Here is a 25,309-nt window from a genome sequence, read left to right as displayed (position 1 = left end):
TTTTACCTTTTTTTCTGAGAACGATGCTGTTGTCTAAGTTGTAATTGTTGATTCCTTAAAGATTTACTATCACTATAAGCTTGAGTACGAGAACTCTTTTCTATAGACTTATTTTCTTGATTGGATTTAGTATTCAAATATTGGCTTAAAGTATGTATAGTTGGGTAATTAAACATATCAACTATTGATAGTTCTAAACCAAATATTTCTTGCAATTGCTGATTAATTCGTACTAGTAGTAACGAATGCCCTCCTAGTTCAAAGAAATTATTGTAAACTCCTACCTTTTCTACTTCCAGCGCTTTTTGCCAAATGCCAGCAATGATTTTTTCTACTTCCGTATTTGGCATTACATAATCTGATACTTCCTGATGTAAATCTGGGTCAGGTAGAGCGCGACGGTCTACTTTGCCGTTAGGTGTCAGGGGTAAAGACTCCAGCATCACAAAAGCGGCTGGCACCATATACCCAGGCAGTTTATTAGAAAGGAACTGTCGTAGTTCGCTGGTTGTGGGTATCGCCTGTGGATGCGGTACTATGTAAGCGACTAAGCGTTTATTACTTGGAATTTCTTCACGGGCGATGACACAACATATCTGCACATCATCATGTTGGCTCAATACTGCTTCAACCTCGCCTAACTCAATGCGGAAACCACGTATTTTTACTTGGTTATCAATTCGGCCCAAGTATTCGATATTGCCGTTTGGTAAGTAACGCGCCAAATCTCCAGTTTTATATAATTTACTCCTCCCTACCTCTTCAAACGGATTGGAGATGAATTTCTCTTGTGTCAACTCTGGACGGTTGAGGTAGCCTCTGGCTAACCCCACACCACCGATGTGTAACTCTCCAGGCACACCAATCGGCAGTGGTTGCAAATTTTTGTCTAAAATATAGACTTGTGTATTGGCGATCGCTCTACCAATAGAAATTTTCTCATCGCCATCAGTGCATTTTGCAATCGTGGCACAGACAGTAGCTTCCGTCGGACCGTAAGCGTTGAAAAAGTTTCTGCCAGCAGACCACTGCCTTATTAATTCAGAAGAACAAGCTTCTCCTGCCACAATCATAGTCTGCAATGCCGGAAGTTCCTCTGCTGGCATAACTGCTAAGGCCGATGGTGGAAGCGTGATATGGGTAATGGCATGATTGCCTAACTGCTCAATTAATAGTTTCCCTGGCAGTAAAGAGTCTTTTGTTCCCAGGTAAAGTGTTGCCCCTGATCCCCAAGCCATCACGACTTCCCAGATAGAAGCATCAAAACTCAGGGAAGCAAACTGGAGAATACGACTGAAGTTTTGCAAGCCAAAAGTTTGAATTTGAGCTTGAGCTAAGTTGCACAGTCCGGTATGCTCAACCATCACGCCCTTGGGTCTGCCTGTAGATCCTGACGTGTAAATTACATTAGCTATATGAAAAGCTCTGACTTCACTGACGGGATTATCTTGATTGTTTTGGCTAATTTGTGACCATACCTCATCCAAACAGACAAGGTTTGCTTGATGCTGTGACAGTTTGTCAACAAGTCGCTGTTGAGTCAGCAGTACTGAAACTTGAGCATCTTCTAACATGAAGCTCAAACGTTCTTGGGGATAGTCAGGATCAAGTGGCACATAAGCCCCACCCGCCTTAAGAATTCCCAAAAGTCCTATCACCATGTCTAGTGAGCGTTCTAGACACAACCCTACCAGTACATCTGGTTTTACGCCCAAAGAACGCAAGTAATGCGCCAATTGATTAGCTTTGGTATTCAACTGCTGGTAAGTCAGTTGTTGATTTACTCTTCTCCTGTCGGAGACGCTACGCGAACGAGAAGCCGCGCTTTGCGCGTCTACAAACACAACTGCGATCGCATCGGGGGTAAGCTGAACTTGCTCCTCAAACAACTGATGGATGCATTTATCCTGGGGATAATCCGCTTGAGTATCGTTCCATTCAACTAATAACTGTTGTTGCTCAGGTTGTGTCAACAGGGGCAATTGAGAAATTCGCTTTTTGGGATTAGCAACAATACCTTCAAGCAATCTCAAAAAATGACCCGTTATTCGCTCAATGGTAGATACATCAAACAAGTCTGTGTTATATACCCACCACCCCACTAGTCCAGTAGCGGTGCTCTCCATTGCTAAAGTTAAATCAAACTTTGCCGTTGTGCTTGCTGTCATCAATGGAGTGACATTTAACCCAGCCAACTCTATTTGAAGCATGGGCGCATTCTCAAGGACAAACATCACTTGGAACAGTGGTGTGTGGCCTAGATCCCGTTCTGGCTGTAATGCTTCTACTAGCATTTCAAATGGCAAGTCCTGATGAGAGTAGGCATCCATTGCCATTTCTCGAACGCGACCAAGTAATTCGCTAAAGCTAGGATCGCCTGATAAGTTGGTACGCATCACTAAGGTATTGACAAAAAAGCCAATTAACCCTTCTATTTCACTGCGATTGCGGTTAGCAATAGGAGACCCCACTAAAATATCTTCTTGTCCTGTGTAGCGGTAAAGTAGGGTATCAAACGCTGCCAACAGCGTCATGAATAGCGTTACTCCTTGTTGCTGGCTCAGTTTTGCCAGTCTAGCAGTTAGCTCCTTTGAAAGTGTAAACTCTTGATGTGCGCCATTAAAGGTTTGCACAGCTGGTCTAGGTCGGTCGGCTGGTAGCGACAAGAAAGCTGGTGCGTTTGCCAGTTGTTGTTGCCAGTACGAGAGTTGAGTTTGCAGTACATCCCCTTGCAACCAGTTTCGCTGCCAGATGGCGAAATCTGCGTACTGAATTGGCAATGGGGCTAAGGGTAAGGGCTTACCTTGAGAGTAAGCATTGTACAGTGCCGCTAGCTCTTTGACAAACACACCTATTGACCAGCCATCAGAGACAATGTGATGCATACACACCAACAAGTCGTGTTCTGTCTCGGACAGCACTACTAATGTTGCCCTAACTAATGCTTGGTTCACCAAGTCAAATGGTTGAATAGCTTGTTTTTGCGCTAATTGCTGTCTTGCAATTTCTTGTTCGCTTGTTGGCAGATGTTGCAATTCAACAACTGAGACTGTCCAATTCGTTTGTATTTGAATGATTTGAGAAGGTTTTCCATCAACTATGACGAAGTTGGTGCGTAACGCTTCGTGGCGATGAATAATTTCTCGCAAGCTTTGTTCTAAGGCTACTTGATTGAAAGTTCCTACTAGATGTAATGCTATGGGTATGTTGTAGAAGGCGCTGTTCGGTTGTAACTGGTCTAAAAACCACAAACGCTGTTGAGCATAAGACAGTGGTAATTCTGCATCCCTTGCCCTTGGTAAGATGGGTGAAGAAATTAGTTCTATCTTTTGTTGCTGCAACTGCCCAATAAGATGAGCTAATTCGGCAACTGTCGCGGCGGCAAACAGACTACGCAATGGTAGTTCTACTTTCAAGCTGGTGCGAATGCGTGAAAGCAGTTGGGTTGCTAGTAGTGAATGTCCCCCAAGTTCAAAGAAGTTATCATGTATACCTACCTGCTCCACTTTCAGGACTTGCGCCCAAATTTGTGCCAGCATTTCTTCAATTGGCGTGCGCGGGGCGACAAATTTTTCTAGCAGTGTTCTGTCTAATTCTGGTGCAGGTAAAGCGCGACGGTCTACTTTGCCGTTAGATGTCAAGGGCAAGGATTCCAGCATCACAAAAGTGTTTGGCACCATATAACTGGGGAGTTGGTTGGCGAGGAACTGACGCAGTTCTGCGGCTGTAGAAGATTGTTCTGTCTTCGGTACTACGTAAGCCACTAAACGTTTGTCATCAAGTTCATCCTCCCGAACCAGCACCACGCTTTCCCAAACAGCTGGGTGTTGCGCCAGTAATGCCTCAATTTCTCCCAACTCAATGCGGAAGCCCCGAATCTTCGCTTGTTGATCCATGCGCCCTAAATACTCTAACTCGCCATTAGGCAAATAACGTGCTAAGTCACCTGTTTTATATAGTCGCGCTTTTGGATTATTGCTAAAGGGATTAGAGATAAACCTCTGTGCTGTCAGTTCAGGACGATTGAGATAGCCATGGGCAACCCCAGCACCACCAACATACATCTCACCTGCGACGCCAATCGGTACTGGATGAAGATGTTCATCTAGCACATACACCTGTAAGTCGCGAATCGGACGACCAATTACACTTGCCGTGCCGTTCAAATCGGCTTTGCTCAATGGACGATAAGTTACATGTACAGTAGTTTCCGTAATCCCGTACATATTCACTAACTGGGGTGACTTGTCGCCGTGACGTTCAAACCAAGGCTGTAAACTCTTCAGTTCTAAGGCTTCCCCACCGAAAATAACTAAGCGTAAGTTCAAATTGCCAGTTGCCGTTGACTGTTCGGCTTGAATCAACTGACGGAAAGCTGAAGGTGTTTGATTGAGAATTGTAACTTTCTCTTGACATAACAATTCATAGAAAGACTCAGGCGATCGCGTCACTAAATAAGGTACTACTACCAGTCGTCCACCATAAAGTAAAGCACCCCAAATTTCCCATACGGAAAAGTCGAATGCATAAGAGTGGAACATTGTCCACACATCTTGAGGGTTGAAGCTATACCAAGAGTTTGTCGCTGCAAACAAACGAACTACATTTGAGTGGTTGACTAAAACGCCCTTGGGTTTGCCTGTAGAACCGGAAGTGTAGATAACGTATGCTAGGTTATCGGGTGTGGTGGTGTTTTTCGGGTTTGACTCGCACTTTTGAGCAATTTTTTCCCAGTCGCTGTCTAAGCAGATGACACGCGCCTGATGTTTGGGAAGAGACTTTACTAATTGCTGTTGGGTTAACAGCCCTGAAAGTTGAGCATCTTCTAAGATAAATTGCAAACGCTCAACCGGATAATCGGGGTCAAGTGGCACATAAGCCCCACCCACTTTGAAAATACCTAATATTCCCACAATTGTTTCTAGCGATCGTTCAACACACAACCCCACTAGCACATCTGGCCCCACACCCAAGGTTTGTAGATAATGTGCTAGCTGATTTGCTTTGGCGTTCAACTCTCGGTAAGTGATCTGTTGATTTTCAAACACAACTGCTATAGCATCCGGGGTGCGCTCTACCTGCTCCTCAAACAACTGATGGATGCATTTATCCTGGGGATAATCCGCTTGAGTATCGTTCCATTCAACTAATAACTGATGCTGCTCAACTTGTGTCAACAGAGGCAATTGAGAAATCCGTTCCTCTGGATTAGCAATAATACCTTCAAGCAACGTCATAAAATGACCAGTCATTCGCTCAATAGTACTGCCATCAAACAAATCAGTGTTATATTCCCAAAGCCCAACCAGTCCAGTAGCAGTATTCTCCATTGATAAGGTAAGATCAAACCTGGAAGTTGTACCTTCTACTACCAGTGGACTAGCGGTTAACCCAGTCAACTCCAATTGAGACATGGGAGCATTTTGGAGGACAAACGCCACCTGAAACAGTGGTGTATGGCTAAGATCCCGTTCTGGCTGTAATGCTTCTACTAACATTTCAAAAGGCAAATCCTGATGAGAGTATGCATCCATCGCCATTTCCCGAACACGATCCAGTAACTCACAGAAACTAGGATTGCCTGATAAGTCTGTACGCATCACTAAGGTATTGACAAAAAAGCCAATCAACCCTTCAATTTCACTGCGATCGCGATTTGCGATCGGTGAACCAACCAAAATGTCTGCCACGCCTGTGTAGCGGCAAAGTAGAGTATCATAAGCTGCCAACAGCGTCATGAACAAGGTAACTCCTTGCTCTTGACTTAACTGTATTAACCCACTAGTTAGCTGCTTGGAAAGTGCAAACTGTTGATATGCCCCTGCAAAACTCTGCACAGCAGGTCTTGGTCGGTCTGTGGGAAGCGACAATAAACCTGGTGCATCTGCTAGTTGTTGTTGCCAGTAAATCAATTGGCTTTGGAGAATATCTCCTTGCAACCACTGTCTTTGCCAGATTGCGAAATCTGCGTACTGAATCGGTAGTGGTGCTAATGATGACGGTTGACCTATTGAATAAGCATTGTACAGTGCTGCTAACTCCTGAACAAATACACCCATTGACCAGCCATCAGAGACAACATGATGCATATACACTAACAAGACGTGTTCTGTCTTATTAAGCACTACTAATGTCGCCCTGATTAATGCTTCAGTTGCTAGGTCAAAGGGTTGAATAAGTTGTTTTTGCGCTAATTGCTGTGTGGCAATTTTTTGTTCAATTGTGGATAAATGCTGATAATCAACAACTGAGAACGTCCAATTTGTTTGTGTTTGAATGATTTGAGAAGGTTTTCCATCAACTGTGATGAAGTTAGTGCGTAACGCTTCATGGCGATAAATAATTTCTCGCAAGCTTTGTTCTAACGCCGCAACCTTGAGAGTTCCTTGAAGATGCAAAGCTGTAGGTATGTTGTAAATGGCGCTGTTCGGCTCGAACTGGTCTAAAAACCACAAACGCTGTTGGCCATAGGACAGTGGTAATTCTGCATCCCTTGCTCTTGGTAAGATGGGTAGGGAGGTTTTTTCTAAGTTTTGTTGCTGCAACTGCCCCATCTCTTGTGCCAATTCGGCTAGTGTTGCTGCGGCAAACAGACTACGCAATGGTAGTTCTACTTTGAAAATGTTGCGAATGCGTGAAAGCAGTTGGGTTGCTAGTAGCGAATGCCCCCCAAGTTCAAAGAAGTTATCGTAAATGCTTACTTGCTCTACTTTCAGCACTTGCGCCCAAATTTGTGCCAGCATTTCTTCAATTGGAGTGCGTGGGGCGACAAATTTTTCTAGCAGTGTGCTGTCTAACTCCGGTTTTGGCAATGCGCGGCGGTCTATTTTGCCGTTAGATGTTAGGGGTAAGGATTCCAGCATCATAAAAGTGTTTGGCACCATATAGCTGGGGAGTTGGTTGGCGAGGAACTGACGTAATTCTGCGGCTGTAGAAGATTGTTTCACCTTCGGCACTACGTAAGCCACTAAACGTTTGTCGTCAAGTTCATCCTCTCGTATCACCACCACGCTTTCCCAAACAGCTGGGTGTTGCGCCAGTAGTGCCTCAATTTCTCCCAACTCAATGCGGAAGCCACGAATTTTCACTTGTTGGTCAATTCGTCCTAAATACTCTAACTCGCCATTGGGCAAATACCGAGCCAAGTCTCCTGTTTTATATAATTTTGAATTGTCAAAAGGACTAGATATAAACCTTTGTGCTGTAAGTTCCGGACGATTGAGATAACCACGCGCCACCCCTGCACCACCAACGTACATTTCACCAGGAACACCAATCGGCACTGGCTGTTTATACTCATCCAGCACATACACCTGTAAGTCGGGAATCGGACGACCAATTACACTTGCTGTGCCATTTAAATCGGTTTTACTCAATGGACGATAAGTTACATGTACAGTTGTTTCCGTAATACCGTACATATTTACTAACTGTGGCAATTGGTCGCCGTAGCGTTCAAACCAAGGCTGTAAGCTCTTGAGTTCTAAGGCTTCTCCACCAAAAATTACCAAGCGTAAGTTCAAATCCCCAGTAGTTGCCGTTGACTGTTCGGCTTGAATCAACTGACGGAAAGCTGAAGGTGTTTGATTGAGAATTGTGACTTTCTCTTGAGTTAATAACTCGAAGAAGGATTCGGGCGATCGCGTCACTAAATAAGGTACTACTACCAGTCGTCCACCATAAAGTAAAGCACCCCAAATTTCCCACACGGAAAAGTCGAATGCATAAGAGTGGAACATTGTCCACACATCATCTTGGTTGAAATGATACCAAGAATTTGTCGCTGCAAACAAACGAACTACATTTGAGTGATTGACTAAAACGCCCTTGGGCTTACCTGTGGAACCGGAAGTGTAGATGACATAAGCTAGATTACTTGATGTCGCGGTGTTTTTCAGCTTTGACTCGCACTCTTGAGAAATTTTTTCCCAGTCACTGTCTAAGCAGACGACACGCGCCTGATGTTTGGGAACAGACTCTACTAATTGCTGTTGGGTCAGCAGCACCGAAACTTGAGCATCTTCTAACATGAAGCTTAAACGCTCAGTCGGATACTCTGGGTCAAGTGGCACATAAGCTCCACCCGCTTTGAGAATACCCAATAGTCCCACCAGCATCTCTAGCGATCGCTCAACACACAACCCCACCAGCACATCTGCTCCCACGTCCAAAGACTGCAAGTAATGCGCCAACTGGTTAGCGCGACAGTTCAACTGGTGGTAAGTCAGTTGTTGATTTTCAAATACAACTGCTACTGCATCCGGGGTTCGCTCAACCTGCTCCTCAAATAACTGATGGATACACTTATCCTGGCGATACTCCACTTGTGTGTTGTTCCACTCAACCAATAACTGGTGTTGCTCAACTTCTGTAAGCATTGGCAATTGCGAAATCTTTTGTTGTGGATTAGCTACAATTGCTTCCAGCAAGGTCACAAAATGCCCCAGCATCCGCTCGATAGTGCTGGCATCAAAAAGGTCACTGTTGTACTTGAAAATCCCAGATAAAGAAGAACTTGCTTCTGCGATCGTCAGATTTAGATCAAACTGACCTTCCATCTGAGGCATTTCAAAAGGTTTGAGTTTAATTCCTTCTTTATCTACTTCACGTCCTAACCACAGTTGTTGCGTATGCTGAAACTGCCCCAAGTTCTGGAAAAGGAAGTTGAATACAGCCCCAAAGATAGGAGAACGGCTCGGATCGCGCTGTGGCTGCAATCTTTCTACCAGTAGAGCAAAGGGAAAATCCTGATGCGCTAATGCTTCTGATACTGTTTGGCAAACTTGAGTCAGAAACTCTTGAAAACTAGGATTTCCTGAAAGATTCGCCCGCATAACCACTGGATCGACAAAATAGCCAACTAATGGCATAAATTCCGGTTGAGTTCTACCTGATGTAGGCGCACCAACCAGAATATCCTCTTGCCCCGTGTAACGATACAAGAGAACCTGAAATGCAGCTAGCAGAACCATGTATTGGGTCACGCCTTCTGCTTGAGCTAGCTTTTTCAGTTGTTCTGTGAGCTTTTGGGATATTTTGAAATTATAAGAAGCGCCGTTGTAGGTTTGTATGGCTGGTCTTGGTCTATCTGTTGGCAAGTTGAGTACAGGTAACTCCCCTGCCAGTTTTTGCTGCCAGTAGTTCCATAGCTTTTCTCCTTGAGTACTAGTTAATAATTCTCTTTGCCAACGAACATAATCTATATAGGAGTGCTTTAGAGGAGTTAGAGATGGCTGAACACCTAGCTCTAGTGCAAGATAAACCGTTATTAACTCTTCTATTAGTAATAGTACAGACCAAGCATCAACAGCAATATGGTGTATGGTCACTAACAAGATATGTTCCTGCTGTGAGCAACTGAACAAACGCACCCGCATTATCGAATCATTTTCGATATTGAAGGGTTGTTGGTATTCCTGAAAAACTCTTTGCTCAAGCTCCTGCTCTTTCCAGGTAGAGGCATTTATCTGCTGAAAATCTGTGAACTGAGTTTGATGGCTCTGTTGAACAATATTATTATCTTGCTTAAAAAATTTGCTACGTAATTGTGGATGACGTTCAAGAATAATTTGTAGACTTTTTTGTAAATTCGTAACATTTATAGGTGAACAGATACGACAGGTAAAAGCTACATTATAGGCTGCGCTTTTAGGTGCTAATTGCCACAGAAACCATAGGGATTGTTGACCGTAGGAAAGAGGATAAATATTTAAAATATCTGGGCGATCGCGCAGTAACTGTAAAATTTTAGTTTTGTGTTGTTTGAGTTTAGCAATGACATCAGGAGTTAATAAACTTTCCGAACCATCTATTAGCAATTTTTCTCCATCATGCCCCAACTCAATTCCTTTAAAAGAAATATCTTGTAAAAATTCTAATAAATTCATAACTCTATTTTAATTCTATTATTACTTTTGATATTTACTAGTTGAAATGGCTTATTAATTTGCTCTTGAACTTCTTTTTCTGATTTATCATCAGAATCGAAGCCAAGTTCTTTCAATAAATAATCAGTTAGCAAATCTACAGTAGGATACTTAAAAACCAAATTTAGCGGTAAAGAGCATTTTAAAGTCTTTTGCAGGTGATTTTTCAAATCTAAAGAAGTTAGTGAATCCATCCCTAACTCGAAAAAGTTTTTCTGTATATCAATGGATTCTGATAGATGCCAACCGAGGACTTTAGCCACTAATGAAAAAATATGATCCTGCAAAAGTTTTCGGCGCTTGGTAATATTTGTTGTCTTTATTTGTTCAACCATCTCAGATTGCATAACCACAGTTTTTACTGAAGTTTGCAAAAAGTTAGTGAACAACGGCGAAACTGAATTGGATTTTTCCAAAAACTGCACCCAATTCATAGGCATAACTGCAACTTGAGTAGAGGTTTGACACAGTAATTGCTCCAAAGCAACTAATCCCTGTTCTGGGGCAAACGTTCCAATACCCCGTGTTTTTGTTTGCTCATCAAGTTGACGCTCTGCGAAGGCTCCTACTTGTGACCAAGCTCCCCAGTTAATGCTCAAACCTGCTAGTCCTTGAGCCTGGCGATGATAGGCTAAAGCATCAAGAAAAGCATTGGCTGCCGCATGGTTAGATTGACCTGCATTACCAAGTAAAGAAGCTATAGAAGAAAACATCACAAAAAAGTCTAAAGGCTGGTTCTGAGTTAAAGTATGCAGATGCCAAGCTCCTTCTACTTTTGGAGCCAAAACTTTTGTAAAGCGTTGCCAGTTTTGTTGTTGTAGAACGCCATCATCTAAAACACCAACAGAATGAATAATTCCGCGCAGTGGTGGTAGAGTTTGCTCAATTTCCGAGAGTACTTTTGTGATTTGTTCGACATTAGACACATCAGCCTGAACAACATTTACTTGAGCGCCAGCCTGTTCTAACTCTTGAAGTTGCTCATGAACAGCAACACTTGCACTACTACGCCCAACTAACACCAAATGCCTTGCTCCCCGTTGCACCATCCAACGAGCTACCAATAAACCCAAACCACCCATACCGCCTGTTATCAGGTAGGTACTATCTTCACGGAACCTTAGAGCTTTGGGCGCTGCTGTTTCTAGATAATCTTTAGGCTTCTGGTAGCGAGTTAACCTAGCGACATAACGCAGTTGGTCTGTAAAGGCAACCTGGTCTTCTGTAGTCGGGAACCAAATTTCCTCAAATAAGGCTTGCACCACTTTTGCATCTGCCTTTGGAGCTAAATCTACCCGCACACAGTTGAATTCTGGATGTTCCCTAGCGATCGCCCTTGCCATTCCCCACAAGCTTGATTGCGCTACTCCCTCTAGATTGGCGATCGCATTCCGCCCAGCGTAGCTGATCGCCACTGCTCCCTGAGTTACTAACCAGAGGCGAGGATGGGCAGATAAATTAGCCCCTGTCAATGCCTGGACTAAATGCAAGGTGCTACCACATCCTAGTAAAGATGCCGCAGTTAAATCGGTTGCGGTGAGTTCTGCTGCTTTAACTGTATCTAAACTCCAGCAATGAACGACACCATACAAATTCAAGGGTTTGCTATTGATTGCCTGCAATAGCTTTTGATAATGTTGTGGGTTGCTTGGGTTAATTTTGAATTGTTGCTGATCTAATTGTTCATATTCCTCACCAACAAATACCAAGGTACAAAGTTGTGAGTGAGTATCTAGCTTATCAGCTAACTGTTGCGCTATGCCTTGCTGATCTGCGAATAACAGCCAATGTTTTGGCTCAACTTGTACCGACTCGTTTGGTGATGGTGGTACTTGTGCCAGCATTAGCATTGCTGGAGATAAAACGCTTTGAGTCTGTTGAGTAGATGATATATTAACTGTGCTTGTAAACCCACTTTCTTGCAATACTTCTTCCCATTGGGTAGCACTAATTAAGGGATAGTCTGGGCGCAAGTGCAAATCACTAAATCGCCACCATCCTGGAGTTAACCCAAAGATTAAGTCCAGCCAACGCTGACGCTGAGTTGTTTCCAATAAAATTAATATGCCCTGTGGTGCTAATAATTGCTTGGTGTGTTTGAGGGTTTGTTGTAAATCTTGGGTAGCGTGCAAGACATTGGCAGCCACAATTACATCATATTGCTGCTTTTCAAATCCTTGGCTGAAGGGATCTTTTTCAATGTCTAATACTTGATATTTTACAAATGGGAAATCCTGGAATTTCTCTTGGGCTTTTTGAGTAAAAGAGATCCCAATATCGCTGAAGTGGTATTCGGTTTGCTCACAGGATAAATGTGGTAGTAGATAAGAGGTTGTTCCACCAGTTCCCGCACCAATTTCCAATATTCTTAATCCCCGTCCAGTTGGTAAATGCTCGACAAGTGAAACTATGGCTTGTTGAGCTAAGATATTCACCACTTTTGTCAGTGGCGAATTTTCATATAACTGGGCTGTAGTTGAGTCGTTTTCGGGGAAAAGCAATTGCAATGGATCGCATTCGCCCCTTAGTACTTGGGCTAATGATGGGCCGCAACGTCCTAGAAGAGTGAATTCAGCATTTGCTATTGGATATTGAGTTAACAGAGCATTTAATTCAGCTTGCGGAGCGATGTCTTCTAGCTCGCGGATAACTTGCCATTCCAAAGCTTTTGCCTCTAACACCCCTACTTCTGCTAACATCTCTAGTAGTCGCTTGAATAGCCGTTGATGTTGGCTGACTACTCCTAACTGGTTAGCGATCGCACCTGTTGTGAAGCGCTGCCCTAGTTGTAATTTCCACCCCATTGCTGTCAGGGCTTGCAGCACATAGTTAATGCTGAGTGCTTCTAACTGGCTGGCTGCTGCCTGATAAACTTTTAGCTGTGGTTCAGCCATCAATTGAGAATATTGTGGCTGAAGTTTACGGCTAATTTCTGCAAGTGCTGGCAGGTAATTTGGAGACAGTTGCTCATTGCTAAAGCGCACTTGAGGAAGCCACTCTACTTCATACAGCCAATTCTCTACAGAATTTTCTTTAAAGTCTAGCTGGAGACTTTGCAACAAAGTGTTGGGAGTCGCTTTTTTAGCCTCGAAGCCTTTGATTTCTGCAACCAACTGTCCGTTAGCGTCAAATAGCCTGATATTTGCTACAAGGTTGTCTGAATCGGAGTTCTCAGACTGCGTAGGCGTAGCCCCTCGTAGACATCGTACTGCATGACACCATAACTGCTTACTTTGGGGACGTTGGTAAAATTGGAAACTCTCAATTGCGAAGGGTACAAAAGTGTCTTCGCTAGGGAAGAAAATGCTGGTCAGTTGCAAGCAGGAATCCAGAAGACCTGGATATAATTGATACTCCTCTAAATCATTTATTAGGTCAAGCCATTTGAGCTTGGCTAGGGCTTCTCCTTCTCCACACCAAACACAATCAAGCCACTGGAAGCTTGCACCAAATTGAATCTGCCGCTTTTGCAAACTTTGGGAAATTTCCACAGCAGCTATTTGTTGAGTACAGCGCGTCTGTATCTCTTGGAGAAAGACAGTTTCTGGTGTAATGTTAACGCCTTGTGAGATTTTCCCTGTGGCATGGACTAGCCACTGACTTACCTGAGTACTCCCATTCGGAACTGTATCAAAGCTGATGAGTTTGAAAGATGCGCTACTCTCCTCAAAAGACAGCACCACCTGCACTGTGCGTGCTTTATCTTCAGGGATAACCAATGCCTGAGGGAAAACTATATTCTCTAACAAACATGACTCACTGGCGAAAGTCAATCCTGCTGCACCCAATAGCAAGGAGAGATAACAGGCTCCAGGCACAACAATTTGGTTATAAACTTGATGATCTACTAAAAACGGTAGGGTTTGGGTACTGAATTCAGACTCAAACAAAATTTCTTTGCTTAAGGGCAACTGAAGCTTTTTGTCTAATAATGGGTGCAGTTTTGTCGAGTTTTGTTGCCGTTGAGGTTTAGGGGGTGTATTCTCAATCCAATAGCGCTGTCGTTGAAACGGATAAGTGGGTAATGTAACTTTCTTGCGGAAATAGTCGCGGTCAAACCCTGACCAATCTACTGCCATTCCACCTACATATAACTCACCCAAACTAGAAAGCAACTGTTGCCATTCTGGCACTCCCGGACGCAGAGAAGGCAACCACCAACCCACACCCTCAGGCAAGCACTCACGACCCATACCCAACAAAATTGGCTTAGGCCCAACCTCTAAAAAGACTTCATGCCCAAGTTGATACAATGTCTGCATACTATCGGCAAACCGCACTGTTTGCCGGATGTGATTCACCCAGTATTGTGCATTGGTGATATTCTCGTTAGCAAGTTGTCCGGTGATATTAGAGACTAATGATATCTGGGGTTGATTGTAGGTTATTTGACTAGCTACTTGCTCAAACTCCTTCAACATGGGTGTCATGAATGGAGAATGGAAAGCATGGGATACTTGTAACCGCTTCGTTTTTACCCCCTGTGTTGACAGTTGCTGACAAATAGCAGCAATGTCTTCACCGGCTCCCGAAATCACTACACTTTCAGGCCCGTTGATGGCTGCTAATGCCACTGTGTCATGAAATGGCGCTATAACTTCTCGCACTCTTTCCTCTGAAGCCATCAGTGAAACCATCTCGCCTCCAGAAGGCAATTGCTGCATTAACTGCCCCCGATAGACGATGAGTTTAAGTCCATCTTCTAGGCTGAAAACGCCTGCGACAGTTGCCGCAACATATTCGCCTACACTATGACCCATCACCACATTTGGTTCAATGCCCCAAGATTTCCACAGTTGATACAGGGCATATTCAAAAGCAAACAATGCTGGTTGGGTATAGGCGGTTTGATCCAACAAAGATGATTGCTCAAGAGCCTGGGTAGGATAAAGTACTTGTAACAAAGAATGCTTCAGATAAGGACGGAGAATTTCATCGCACTGCTCGATAGTTTGGCGGAAGATGGGTTGGCTATCGTAGAGTTGGCGACCCATATTAATGTACTGGGAGCCTTGACCAGTGAATAAAAAAGCTATCTTTGCTGGCTTTTTGCCAGGTTTATCGCTAATTAAGCCGGCGGTGTCTTTCCCAGATGCGAAAGCAGTGAGTCGATCGACCAACTGCTCTCTAGAGTCGGCCACAATAGCAAGGCGGTAGTCAAAATGCGTTAGCGAAGCGGCTCCTCCGGAGCTTCGCCCAGTGTTGGCAGTGTAACAAATATCTGCTAACGATATCTTTAAATCAGATTTTAAATAAATTTGATATCTTTTTGCTAGTTCTTCTAGAGCTTTATCAGTTTTCGCCGAAAGTGCTATCAAGTGACTTGGACGCTCAATTGTCGTCACCACTATTTCTTCTGGCACTGACGACTCTTCTAGAATTACATGGGCATTAACACCCCCAAAACCAAAGGAACTTACCCCTGCTCGTCTAGGAATAATTTTTCCTTCTTTTGTCTTTAAATGTTCCCAATCTTTTGTTTCTTTAACTATATAAAAGGGACTACCATCTAACTTGATCCGAGGATTTAATTGCTGAAAGTTGTTAATTGTTGGCAATTTTTTATATTTCATTGCCAATAATACTTTTATAATCCCGGCAATACCTGCTGCTGATTCTAAATGTCCAATATTTGTTTTGACTGAACCTAATCCACAATAGCTTTCTGCGGTTTGTTCAATACCATAGTGCTGATATAGTTGTGTATATGCTCGTTTTAAAGCATTAATTTCAATTGGATCGCCTAACGGCGTACCTGTTCCATGAGCTTCTATATAAGATACTGTATCAGGTGTAATATTTGCCTTTATACATGCAGACCTCACAACTTGTGATTGAGAATAAGCATTGGGAGAGGTTAAAGTACGCGCATGACCACCATGATTTATGGCGCTTCCTTTAACTATTCCATAAATATAATTTTTATCCTTAATTGCTTTCTTTAAAGGTTTTAATAAAATGACACCTGCCCCTTCACCTCGCACATAACCGTCTGCTTGAGCATCAAAGGTTTTGCATTTACCTTCAGGTGATAACATACCCAATTTACTAAAAGAGATATAACTAGTCGGCGTACACAATACACTGACACCACCAACTAATGCCATCTCACATTCATTTTGATTGAGTGCATTCACTGCTTGGTGTATGGCTACAAGTGAGCTAGAACAAGCAGTATCTATAGGAATACTCGGTCCATGAAAGTTGAAAAAGTAGGAAATTCGATTTGGAATAATAGAAGTATATGTACCTGTAGAATTATATCCTTCAATGAATTCGCCCTTATCTTGTAATTCTTTATAATCGAAATTACAAACACCAATAAAAACACCAACGTTATTTCCTGATAATTCTAATGGTGAATATCCAGCATCTTCTAAGCATGACCAACTCAGTTCTAGCATGATCCTTTGTTGAGGATCTATTCGCCGAGCTTCTCGCTTTGATATCTGAAAAAAATTTGCGTCAAATTTATCTACATCTTCGATAAACCCTCCCCATTTACTAGTACTTGTATTGGGAAGTTCCATATTTGAAGAATAAAAATTATCAATATTCCATCGCTCTTGAGGTATCTCAGTTATACTATTAACCCCTTTCTCTAAATTTTCCCAAAACTCATTATAATTATTTGCTCCTGGAAATTTACACCCTATACCAATAATGGCGATCGCCTCTGACTCAATGTTACTAATCTCTGCTTCATCGTTCATAATTCAACTCACTCAAAACTAACTCTAATTCTTTAACTGTATTAGCTTCTACATCTTCCTAAATATTGTATTTTTAAAATCAATATTACCTTACTACACTTTTGATAAAAATGCTCTAAATTATATGACAAGGTTTTCGCTCTTCTATAATAAGTCAATTTTTAATTTATTTGAGAAGAAATCTTAACAGATTCGGTCTTGCTACATTTTGCATAAATAGCCTTGATAATAAATTTAATTCCATATCTCATTAGAGTATTTCCTACAACCGTTATTAGACCAAACATCTCCATACCTCCTACGATACCAAACGCAATTCCCAGCGCTGTAAGGGCGGCTGCAACCGCAACATAACTAACTCCTGATATGACTAATGACTTTACTTTTTTTTTAATAAAGACTAATTTATAATTTATCATTGAAAAAGCTTGCTTAGTTTAACTTAACATACTTAATAATTTCAACTCAAGCATAATCTCATTTTTATAGATACAATGCAACAGCATTTAAAACAAGAAAGTTAAGAAAGTTAAGAAAGTTAAGAAAGTTAAGAAAGTTAAGAAAGTTAAGAAAGTTAAGAAAGTTAAGAAAGTTAAGAAAGTTAAGAAAGTAATTAACAAAAAAATCAAGGTAAATGCACAGAGCTATTTCATTCTAAATGTAAAAGTTGTATGGTAAAATGCAGCACTAAAAATGGAATGTATCTACTACCATGAGTCAACCAGCAATTATCGAAGCTTTTGTGGAGCTTAGAGACCCCCGTCGCCGTGCTGGTTAACGTCATACCCTGCCATTGTGTCTAGCCTTATTTCCCCTGGCGATTGCCATGCGCGGGCACTGGCACCTTTGCAATCGCGGCCGTAAATAAAGGATTTTTAGCAATAGGAGATTGGATTGCCAGCTACCGCGAGCAATTAATAGAGCTATGGGTATTGAGGTAATTTTCCTTAATGAGGTAGGGTTAGGGTTTGAAATTCCAGAGATTGGGGCAGGGTTTTTGATTGCGGGAATATTTATTTTGGTGGTAGCGATCGCTTTCTACACTGTTACTAATTTCCTCTAAGAAAAAGCGATCGCATTCTGGCACTGGCACATGAAGCGATCGCTTTCTACATTGTTTTCCTCTATTGATTTTTAGACTAATTAATTGACAAAACGACCCAGCAGTGCTATTTAGAGAATCAGAAACCGTGCAAAGTTATATACTTATAGACGTATTGACAAAATTCACTCACTTTTAACTTGTTCAAAATGGTAGTAGGTTAAGCCCTGATTGATGTAGGCATCGACTGAAGTAGAGTTGAGCTTGCTCGCCTGATTGCCGAAAAACTGAAGAACCCAGCAGCGCTCAGGAGTTAGATTCGCAATCTGCTTGTGTCCAGAAACTGTGACAAGGTGAATTGATAGAAAACATTGGAATACCCAGCGTAGCGTTGGAGAAGCTGTGGGTTTACCAAGCTGATTTTTGTCCATCACTGGGGCGCGAGACGCTCACGCCACCATTTACCATCTGCAAAAGCGCTTCAGAAATGATTGTTTGAGGAAGTTTCCCAGTTTCTTTGACCAATTCCTCCAATACAACTCCCGCCTCTTGGTCATAACTTTTCCCACTCTCCCAATACCGTCGCCCATTCTTATCCACCTTCCAAACACTGACCTCTTCTTCCTCCGCCAGTAGTTCGCGCTCCATTTTCCGCATCAGCTTCACGTCGTCCATCTTGGCTTGCACAGCCTCTTGAGTTACCTTATCACCAGTCGCGGTAAAGTAATCTCGTACAGGCTCCATCATCGGTGTGACTAACTGAAGCGCCATGATTGTCCCAACCTGCCATAACACCAATGGCAACCGCACAAGCTTTATCCGTTTATTCGCGTCGCGTTCTGTAATACCGTTTTCCTGCAAATACTCTTGCCACTTGCGCTTTCTCCCCCCCCCCCTGCCAATGATTATCATTATTGCTTAATAACTGTCTCTTAAGTTTTTTTTGATTAATTTATTCTTTGGAAGTCCCTTAGTCTAAAGTCCAGAACTAAGGCATACCCACGTTTGTATGACGGAGAACTAGGAGCAGCGAATTATTGCCATTGTCGAGATTGTAGAAAGACCACAGGTAGTGCTTTCAAGATTGGGTTCGTCTTCAATCAGCCGCACTCTGTATAGTAGCAGGTCAAGTTAGGAGTTATACGAAAACAGGGGACAGTGGCAACAAAATCACTCGCGAATTCTGCCCGGAATGCGGTTCACCCTTGTTTACAAGAGCGCCAGCAAAGCCGGAATTTGTCTGGCTCAAAGCAGGAAGTCTGGACAATCCCCAGTGGGTTAAGCCGAGGGATCAAATTTGGACTGATTCAGCAGTATCTTGGGCTTATATTGATCCTGAACTACCCGGTTTTTCCCGAAATCGCGATAGTGTATGACTTTCTTAGTCCAGACAGGATGGGTTTGAAGCTGTAATCCATCTTACTTTATTTAGGATGCGATCGCTTAAGCAAGCATCTGTGGCTATTGTCTCACCGATACATCATAATTTGCAATATTTAATGTTTGATAAACTAACAATTAGTATATAATACACTTGTGTTTTCCTGAAAGCGTGACACGAGTACCTGAAAACTTTATAGAAAAAGGATTTTATAACTCTGCCATCCGAGTATTTTTTGGGAGTATGTCAGCGGTTGAAAGCTTAATACTGTCGTTTTCTGATAAGCCCCTTACCAAATATTCATGAGGGTTTGGCCAAAACGCACTACTAAGAAAAGAAAAACCAGATGAGCAAAACACGTAAATTTCGTTTGGGTGCATTTATTCAAGCCACTGGACATCATATCTCAGCCTGGCGACACCCTGATTCACAAATAGATGCTGGGCTTAATTTCGAGCATTACAAGGAAATTACCCAGACAGCCCAACGCGGCTTGTTCGATGCAGTTTTCTTAGCGGACAGTCCAGGAGTTTGGGGCGGGGCTCCAGAAACTCAGAGCCGCAATGGAAAAATAGTCCATTTCGAGCCAGTGACTCTCTTCTCTGCTTTGTCCTCTGTGACTCAAAACATTGGTTTTATAGCCACTGCCTCGACTACATACGAAGAACCCTATACTCTTGCACGTAAGTTTGCCTCCCTGGACTACTTGAGTCAGGGACGAGCGGGGTGGAATGTAGTTACCACGGGCAATGAGAATGCCGCAGCTAATTTCGGACTAGAGCATCACCCAGAACACAACCAGCGTTATGAACGCGCTGAAGAGTTTGTGGAAGTCGTAAAAGGACTGTGGGATAGCTGGGAAGATGATGCTTTTATCCGTGACAGAGAATCTGGGATTTATTTCGATCCAAACAAACTGCATATACTTAACCACAAAGGCAAACATTTTTCTGTCAAAGGTCCTTTGAACGTCGGTCGTCCGCCGCAAGGCTACCCAGTGATTGTGCAAGCTGGAGCCTCTGAAACAGGACGGGAATTGGCTGCAGGCACTGCTGAGGTCATCTTCACCGCCAATCAAACCCTAGCTGATGCACAGGAATTCTATGCTGATATCAAAGGCAGGTTGGTAAAATATGGGCGTTCCCCAGATGATCTAAAAATCATGCCTGGTGCTTTCCCAATCATTGGTCGTACAGAAGAAGAAGCTCAAGAGAAATACGAATTCCTACAATCGTTGATCCATCCCGATGTAGCGTGGGGTATTTTAAAGAACTACTACAAGGGCGTGGATCTGTCGAAATATTCCCTAGATGATCTAGCTCCCGAATTGCCCAGCGACACCAACGCCAACAAGAGCCGTCTCAAACTAGTCAAGGATTTGGCTACTCGTGGCAATCTGACCCTGCGTCAGTTATATCTCTCTCTAGCTACCGCACGAGGCCATCGCACCATACTTGGTACTCCCGAAACCATTGCCGATCAACTAGAAGAATGGTTCAACAATGGTGCGGCAGATGGCTTTAATATCATGCCGCCAATCTTGCCCACAGGATTAGATGACTTCGTTAATCTAGTCGTTCCTGTCCTTCAAAAACGCGGACTGTTCCGTACCGAATACGAGGGCAGAACCTTGCGTGAAAATCTGGGACTACGCCGTCCGGGTAATCGTTTTGCCGCTAAACAAGTGGATGAGAAATTGGTGCTGGCGTAAATAAATTTTTCACGGCACGGATGCTTAAACCATACTTTTTAAACCGCATTTTCTGTAGATCGCCACCGGTTTAAGGTACGCCGAACCCTCTACAGCAGCCTGAAAATCTTAGCTAAAAACAAGGGAAAAACATGACTGAATATAGCCGATTGAAGACCTCGCCCTCTGCCGCAGTTAGAGCCACTCTTGACTATCCGGTCATCGACACTGACGTTCACACTAATGATTTCACCCCAGCACTTGAAGATTACATCGCTAATTACGGCGGTGCGAAACTCGTAGACGAATTGCGCAAGGCGGAATCCTCTCGTCTCAACTCCAAGAGTGATGGTAAAGACTGGTATCAACAAACTCCTGAAGAACGCCAATACAACCGCACAATTCGCTCACCTTGGTGGGCGAGAGTCACTCGCAACACGTTGGATCTCGCTACTTACACCCTTCCCGAACTGTTCTATGAGCGTCAGGCGGAGCAGGGATCAGATTATTCGGTGCTGTTTCCCAATAATGTCTTGGCACCCGCTGGAGCAAGTCAAGAGAACCGTCAGGCTCTGCAACGTGCGGTAAATCACTATCATGCTGATATTTATCGTCCATATAGCGATCGCCTGACGGTGGTAGCTGGTATTCCAATGACGACTCCTCAAGAAGCCATTGAGGAGCTAGAGTTTGCCGTAAAAACACTAGGGCTAAAGGTGGCAAATATTCCTGGTGGTGTGAAACGACCGATTAAGGCGATCGCTGATAAGTATCCAGCGGATAAATTTCCCGAAATCGCCAAGTATGCGTCCTATATCGACTTCTACGGATTGGATAGTGAATACGACTACAATCCTTTCTGGGCTAAAGTTGTCGAATTGGGTGTACCAGTTACTACTCATTACGGTAGTCAAGGTTGGACTGGACGCTCTTCCATCAGTAACTACATGAACAACCATATCGGTCATTTTGCTGATGGTTCGCAAGCATTTGCCAAGGCACTGTTCTTCGGTGGTGTGACCAAGCGTTTTCCACAGTTGCGAGTCGGTATGCTTGAAGGTGGTGCAGATTGGGGTGCCCACGTCTACATTCATTTGGTGGATCGTTTCTCCAAGCGCAATCTCAAGGCACTACAAAATTACAACCCAGACCTGACCAATGCTTCGGAACTGTTCGAGTTGTTTGAACGCTTCGGTGGCGAAATTACTCAAGGGTATTCCCTCGATAAAGAGGAATTGACCAAGAGTGTGCTAGGTTCTTCCTTCAGCCGTCACAGCCGTCAGCCAGTTGGTAGCGAACTGGAAGATTTTGCCGCAGCAGGTATTGAAACAATTGAAGATATCCGCGATCGCTGGGTGAACAGTTTCTTCTTTGGTTCCGAGTCCGACGATCGCACTATCGCAGCAGCATTCAACGACAAAGCCAATCCGTTGGGTGTCAAGATCAACGCCATCTATTCCTCGGATGTAGGTCACTGGGATGTACCCGATCTCACCGCCCCATTAGCTGAAAGCTGGGATCTCGTGAAAGAAGGCGTGATTTCCGAAGCTGACTTCAAGGCTTATGTATTCGCTAATCCCTACAAGTTTTACACCGAAGCTAACCCCGATTTCTTTAAGGGTACGGCGATTGAATCTAAGGTAGGTAAGACCGAATCTCCACAAGCAGATAAGAGTTTGGTAACGGCGTAAGAGATTAGGAGGAGATCGGGGAATAATTTCCTGGCTCCTCTACATCCCCTTCTTCAGGAACTAAGGCCCATAGCGTTTTACCCTAGAAGATTGACATGACAACAACTGACCTGCACCTATCTGCACCGTGGAGAACAGCACACGACCAACGCGGCCGCATCGTCGCGCAGGTGAACGATGATCTTTTCGAGTTCGATTTTGCGATCTGCGCTTCGCAGCAGCGCTTCGCTATCGCTGGTACCGGCTATTTCGTTGATCCGGCGGCGCGACCTGAATTTGCCGACTTTGCCCATCTTTATACTACGTTAAATCTATCGAATTAAAGTATAATGATGGGATACGATGCTTCTTTGGTATATTGCTGGGACGAAATAAAAATCTTCCAAAGGAAGCTGACGAGTACAAACATTCACCCATAGATCAAGCTTTGGAGAATAAACATGAGCTATAAGCACATTGAAGTTAAACCGACTTCTGGTTTCACTGGTGCTGAAATCAGCGGCGTGGATCTTTCGCGTCCTCTGCACGATGAAGCAGTTGCCGAAATTCGTCAAGCATTACTGAAGTGGAAGGTCATTTTCTTTCGCAATCAGAACATCAATCATGCTGCACAGATTGCCTTCACGGCTCGTTTTGGTGAAGTGACCTACGCGCATCCCCACGAAGACGAGCCGATAGAAGGTTTTTCCCAAATCTTACCAATTGATCGCAGCCGCTTCGAGCGCCGCAACGGTCTACGACGTTCTAGCTATGAAAGCCGTTGGCATACTGATGTCACTGCTGTTGTTAACCCACCTGCGGGTTCAATTCTGCGAGCAGTTAACGTCCCTGGCTTTGGTGGTGACACACAATGGACTAATCTAGTTGCAGCTTATGAAGGTCTATCTGCACCCCTACGCGCCCTAGCAGATGGATTGAAAGCCGAGCATCGGTTCAATGCACGTTTACGGATACCTAGCAATAGCAAATATGCCCAGCGCATTGCTGCCAATCCGCAGGTTTCGATTCACCCAGTGGTACGCGTTCATCCTGAGACAGGTGAACGTGCATTGTTCGTGAACCCTGGCTTCACCTCGCACATTCTTGATGTGTCACCACAAGAGAGCGAACTGCTGCTTGAGTTGTTTTTCAACCAAATCACTAAACCCGCTTATACCACTCGCTTCCGTTGGAACAATGGTGATATTGCATTTTGGGATAACCGCGCTACCGCGCATTTAGCCCCACAAGATTTGGATCATATAGAAGTTGAGCGCGTACTCTATCGCACCACTATTACGGGTAATATTCCAGCCGGGCCTGATGGCTTCCGTTCGCAAATAGTTGAAGGCGAGCCGTTAACGAGTGAATTACCAGCTGTCCTCAAGCAAAAAGCCGAGAAGGTGTTAGCAGAACCAGCACTCAATTAAGTTATGAAGTGCTAGTTGGGTCAAAGGCTAACAATATATATAAGACAAATTAAGGGATCGCACAAAGCAATCACGTTTTATAATACGGTAAACCTATAAATTTACCGTATTATAATGCTCATATGCAGACACCAGAAAATCATAAGTCATGCTCCGTGCTTTTAGTTCTGGAAATTTTAGCTTGTTCTACACAGGTCAGGCCATTTCTCTAATTGGTACTTCAATGACCCAGGTAGCTACTAGCTGGCTGGTATATCGCCTTACTGATTCTGCTTTGTTATTGGGTGTAGTGGGTTTTGCCAGCCAAATTCCCACATTGCTTTTGATTCCTCTGGGTGGAATTATTGCTGATCGCACTAATCGTCACCGCATTCTGCTTGTCGCCCAAATTTTGGGGATGTTGCGGTCTCTGGCTCTAACGTGGTTAGCCTTGAGTGGTACAATTAACGTCTGGTACATTACTTTTTTGGGTGTACTGTTAGGGACGATTAACGCCTTTGATATTCCAACTCGGCAAGCTTTTTTACCCCAAACAGTAGGTAAAGAAAATCTCGGTAATGCGCTTGCCTTGTACTCTTCTCTTGTAAGTGTGACGAGTATGGTGGGGCCAGCGATTGCAGGTTTGTTGATTGCAGCGTGGGGAGCGGGGCTATGTTTTTTATTGGATAGTATCAGTTATGTTGCTGTAATTATTGCTCTTTTAGCAATAAGAACTACTGACAAAAAAGCAGTCCTTTCTACACGCAAACCTCTAGAAGAATTAAAAACTAGTTTTAACTATGCCATAGGGTTTTTGCCAATTCGCTCTATCTTGATTAGTTCAAGTTTAGTCTGCTGCGTTTGGGGATTTTACCTAGCATTGGGGCCGATTTTTGCCAAAGAGATTTTGCACGGTGAATCTAACACTTTTGGTTTTCTGATGACAGCATCCAGCTTAGGAACTTTAGCCGGTGGTATCTATTCAACTAGGCATCAAAATGTACATGGATTAGGAAAAATTTTGGCATTAGGTATAGGTTTTATGGGCATGAGTCTGATTGTTTTTGCCCTATCGCGTGTGTTCTGGCTTTCTTTGCTGTCACTGTTAGCCGCTGGTTTCGGCTTTATTTTGCAGATAATCGCCGGACGTACTTTACTTCAGTTGTTAGTCAGCGATGAAAATCGCGGACAAATCACAGGTCTTTACGTTATGGCATCTACAGGTGCAGTTCCTCTGGGCAATTTGATAGCTGGCGCACTAGCAAGCCGTATCGGTGTTGTGAATACTATCATCCTTGGCGCAAGTATTTGTATTACAGGTTCAGGTATTTTTATGCAGCAAATTTCTACCTTTCGGAATTTAGTTCGCTTGAATTTAAATGCAAATAATTCATAAAATATATTTTTTGCTTTAAAAAAAATTGGCAAATTGCAAATTTATTAATTATCTATTTGATTCAATTTTTGCCAATTAACTT

Annotated in this window: 11 protein-coding genes and 1 pseudogene; 7 read left to right on the top strand and 5 right to left on the bottom strand. The window is 43.4% G+C overall.

Annotated elements, in window-relative coordinates; all coding sequences use genetic code 11:
* Window positions 1–2: 2 nt before the first annotated feature.
* The 3 genes from AACT52_RS03390 to AACT52_RS03380 form a co-directional block, all read right to left on the bottom strand.
* Window positions 3–9,887 (bottom strand): non-ribosomal peptide synthetase, encoded by a 9,885-nt coding sequence (locus AACT52_RS03390; RefSeq protein WP_073629376.1) that lies wholly within the window; start codon window positions 9,885–9,887, stop codon window positions 3–5.
* Window positions 9,884–16,639, bottom strand: coding sequence for a type I polyketide synthase (locus AACT52_RS03385; RefSeq protein WP_073629374.1), 6,756 nt, complete (start codon window positions 16,637–16,639; stop codon window positions 9,884–9,886). The genes AACT52_RS03390 and AACT52_RS03385 overlap by 4 nt, the downstream gene beginning before the upstream one ends.
* A gap of 161 nt (window positions 16,640–16,800) precedes the next feature.
* The gene (locus AACT52_RS03380; RefSeq protein WP_073629372.1) at window positions 16,801–17,058 is read right to left on the bottom strand and encodes a hypothetical protein; all 258 of its coding nucleotides are present in this window, start codon (window positions 17,056–17,058) and stop codon (window positions 16,801–16,803) included.
* A 506-nt stretch (window positions 17,059–17,564) separates the two neighbouring features.
* On the opposite strand from AACT52_RS03380, the gene AACT52_RS03375 reads away from it, so the two are divergent.
* The gene (locus tag AACT52_RS03375; protein WP_158054554.1) at window positions 17,565–17,702 is read left to right on the top strand and encodes a hypothetical protein; all 138 of its coding nucleotides are present in this window, start codon (window positions 17,565–17,567) and stop codon (window positions 17,700–17,702) included.
* Between the two features lie 164 nt (window positions 17,703–17,866).
* Here the strand turns inward: AACT52_RS03375 and AACT52_RS41175 are convergent, their stop codons facing one another.
* Window positions 17,867–18,112 (bottom strand): hypothetical protein, encoded by a 246-nt coding sequence (locus AACT52_RS41175; RefSeq protein ID WP_073629370.1) that lies wholly within the window; start codon window positions 18,110–18,112, stop codon window positions 17,867–17,869.
* Complete coding sequence (locus AACT52_RS03365) at window positions 18,090–18,593, bottom strand: hypothetical protein (protein ID WP_073629368.1); 504 nt, start codon at window positions 18,591–18,593, stop codon at window positions 18,090–18,092. The genes AACT52_RS41175 and AACT52_RS03365 overlap by 23 nt, the downstream gene beginning before the upstream one ends.
* A 93-nt stretch (window positions 18,594–18,686) precedes the next feature.
* Here AACT52_RS03365 and AACT52_RS41170 point away from each other — a divergent pair.
* The 6 genes and pseudogenes from AACT52_RS41170 to AACT52_RS03340 all read left to right on the top strand — a co-directional run bounded on the left by AACT52_RS41170 (window position 18,687) and on the right by AACT52_RS03340 (window position 25,227).
* Window positions 18,687–19,057, top strand: a pseudogene (locus AACT52_RS41170) (GFA family protein).
* 351 nt (window positions 19,058–19,408) lie between these two features.
* The gene (locus tag AACT52_RS03360; protein WP_073629366.1) at window positions 19,409–20,773 is read left to right on the top strand and encodes an LLM class flavin-dependent oxidoreductase; all 1,365 of its coding nucleotides are present in this window, start codon (window positions 19,409–19,411) and stop codon (window positions 20,771–20,773) included.
* Window positions 20,774–20,904: 131 nt separating this feature from the next.
* On the top strand, window positions 20,905–22,443 hold the full coding sequence (locus AACT52_RS03355; protein ID WP_073629364.1) for an amidohydrolase family protein: 1,539 nt from the start codon (window positions 20,905–20,907) through the stop codon (window positions 22,441–22,443).
* Window positions 22,444–22,538: 95 nt separating this feature from the next.
* Window positions 22,539–22,766 carry a hypothetical protein gene (locus tag AACT52_RS03350; protein WP_073629362.1) on the top strand — a complete coding sequence of 76 codons (228 nt, stop codon included), beginning with the start codon at window positions 22,539–22,541 and terminating at the stop codon, window positions 22,764–22,766.
* A gap of 117 nt (window positions 22,767–22,883) precedes the next feature.
* Window positions 22,884–23,852 carry a TauD/TfdA dioxygenase family protein gene (locus tag AACT52_RS03345; RefSeq protein WP_073629360.1) on the top strand — a complete coding sequence of 323 codons (969 nt, stop codon included), beginning with the start codon at window positions 22,884–22,886 and terminating at the stop codon, window positions 23,850–23,852.
* Window positions 23,853–24,000: 148 nt separating this feature from the next.
* Entirely contained in the window at window positions 24,001–25,227 is a 1,227-nt protein-coding gene (locus AACT52_RS03340) for an MFS transporter (RefSeq protein ID WP_073629358.1), read from the top strand.
* Window positions 25,228–25,309: the final 82 nt, after the last annotated feature.

The organism is Scytonema sp. HK-05 (genome assembly GCF_963872035.1).
In the GTDB taxonomy this organism is placed as follows: domain Bacteria; phylum Cyanobacteriota; class Cyanobacteriia; order Cyanobacteriales; family Nostocaceae; genus Kalymmatonema.
The sequence above is the reverse complement of the archived record's forward strand: the minus strand, read 5'-3'. Positions and strand labels throughout refer to the sequence as shown.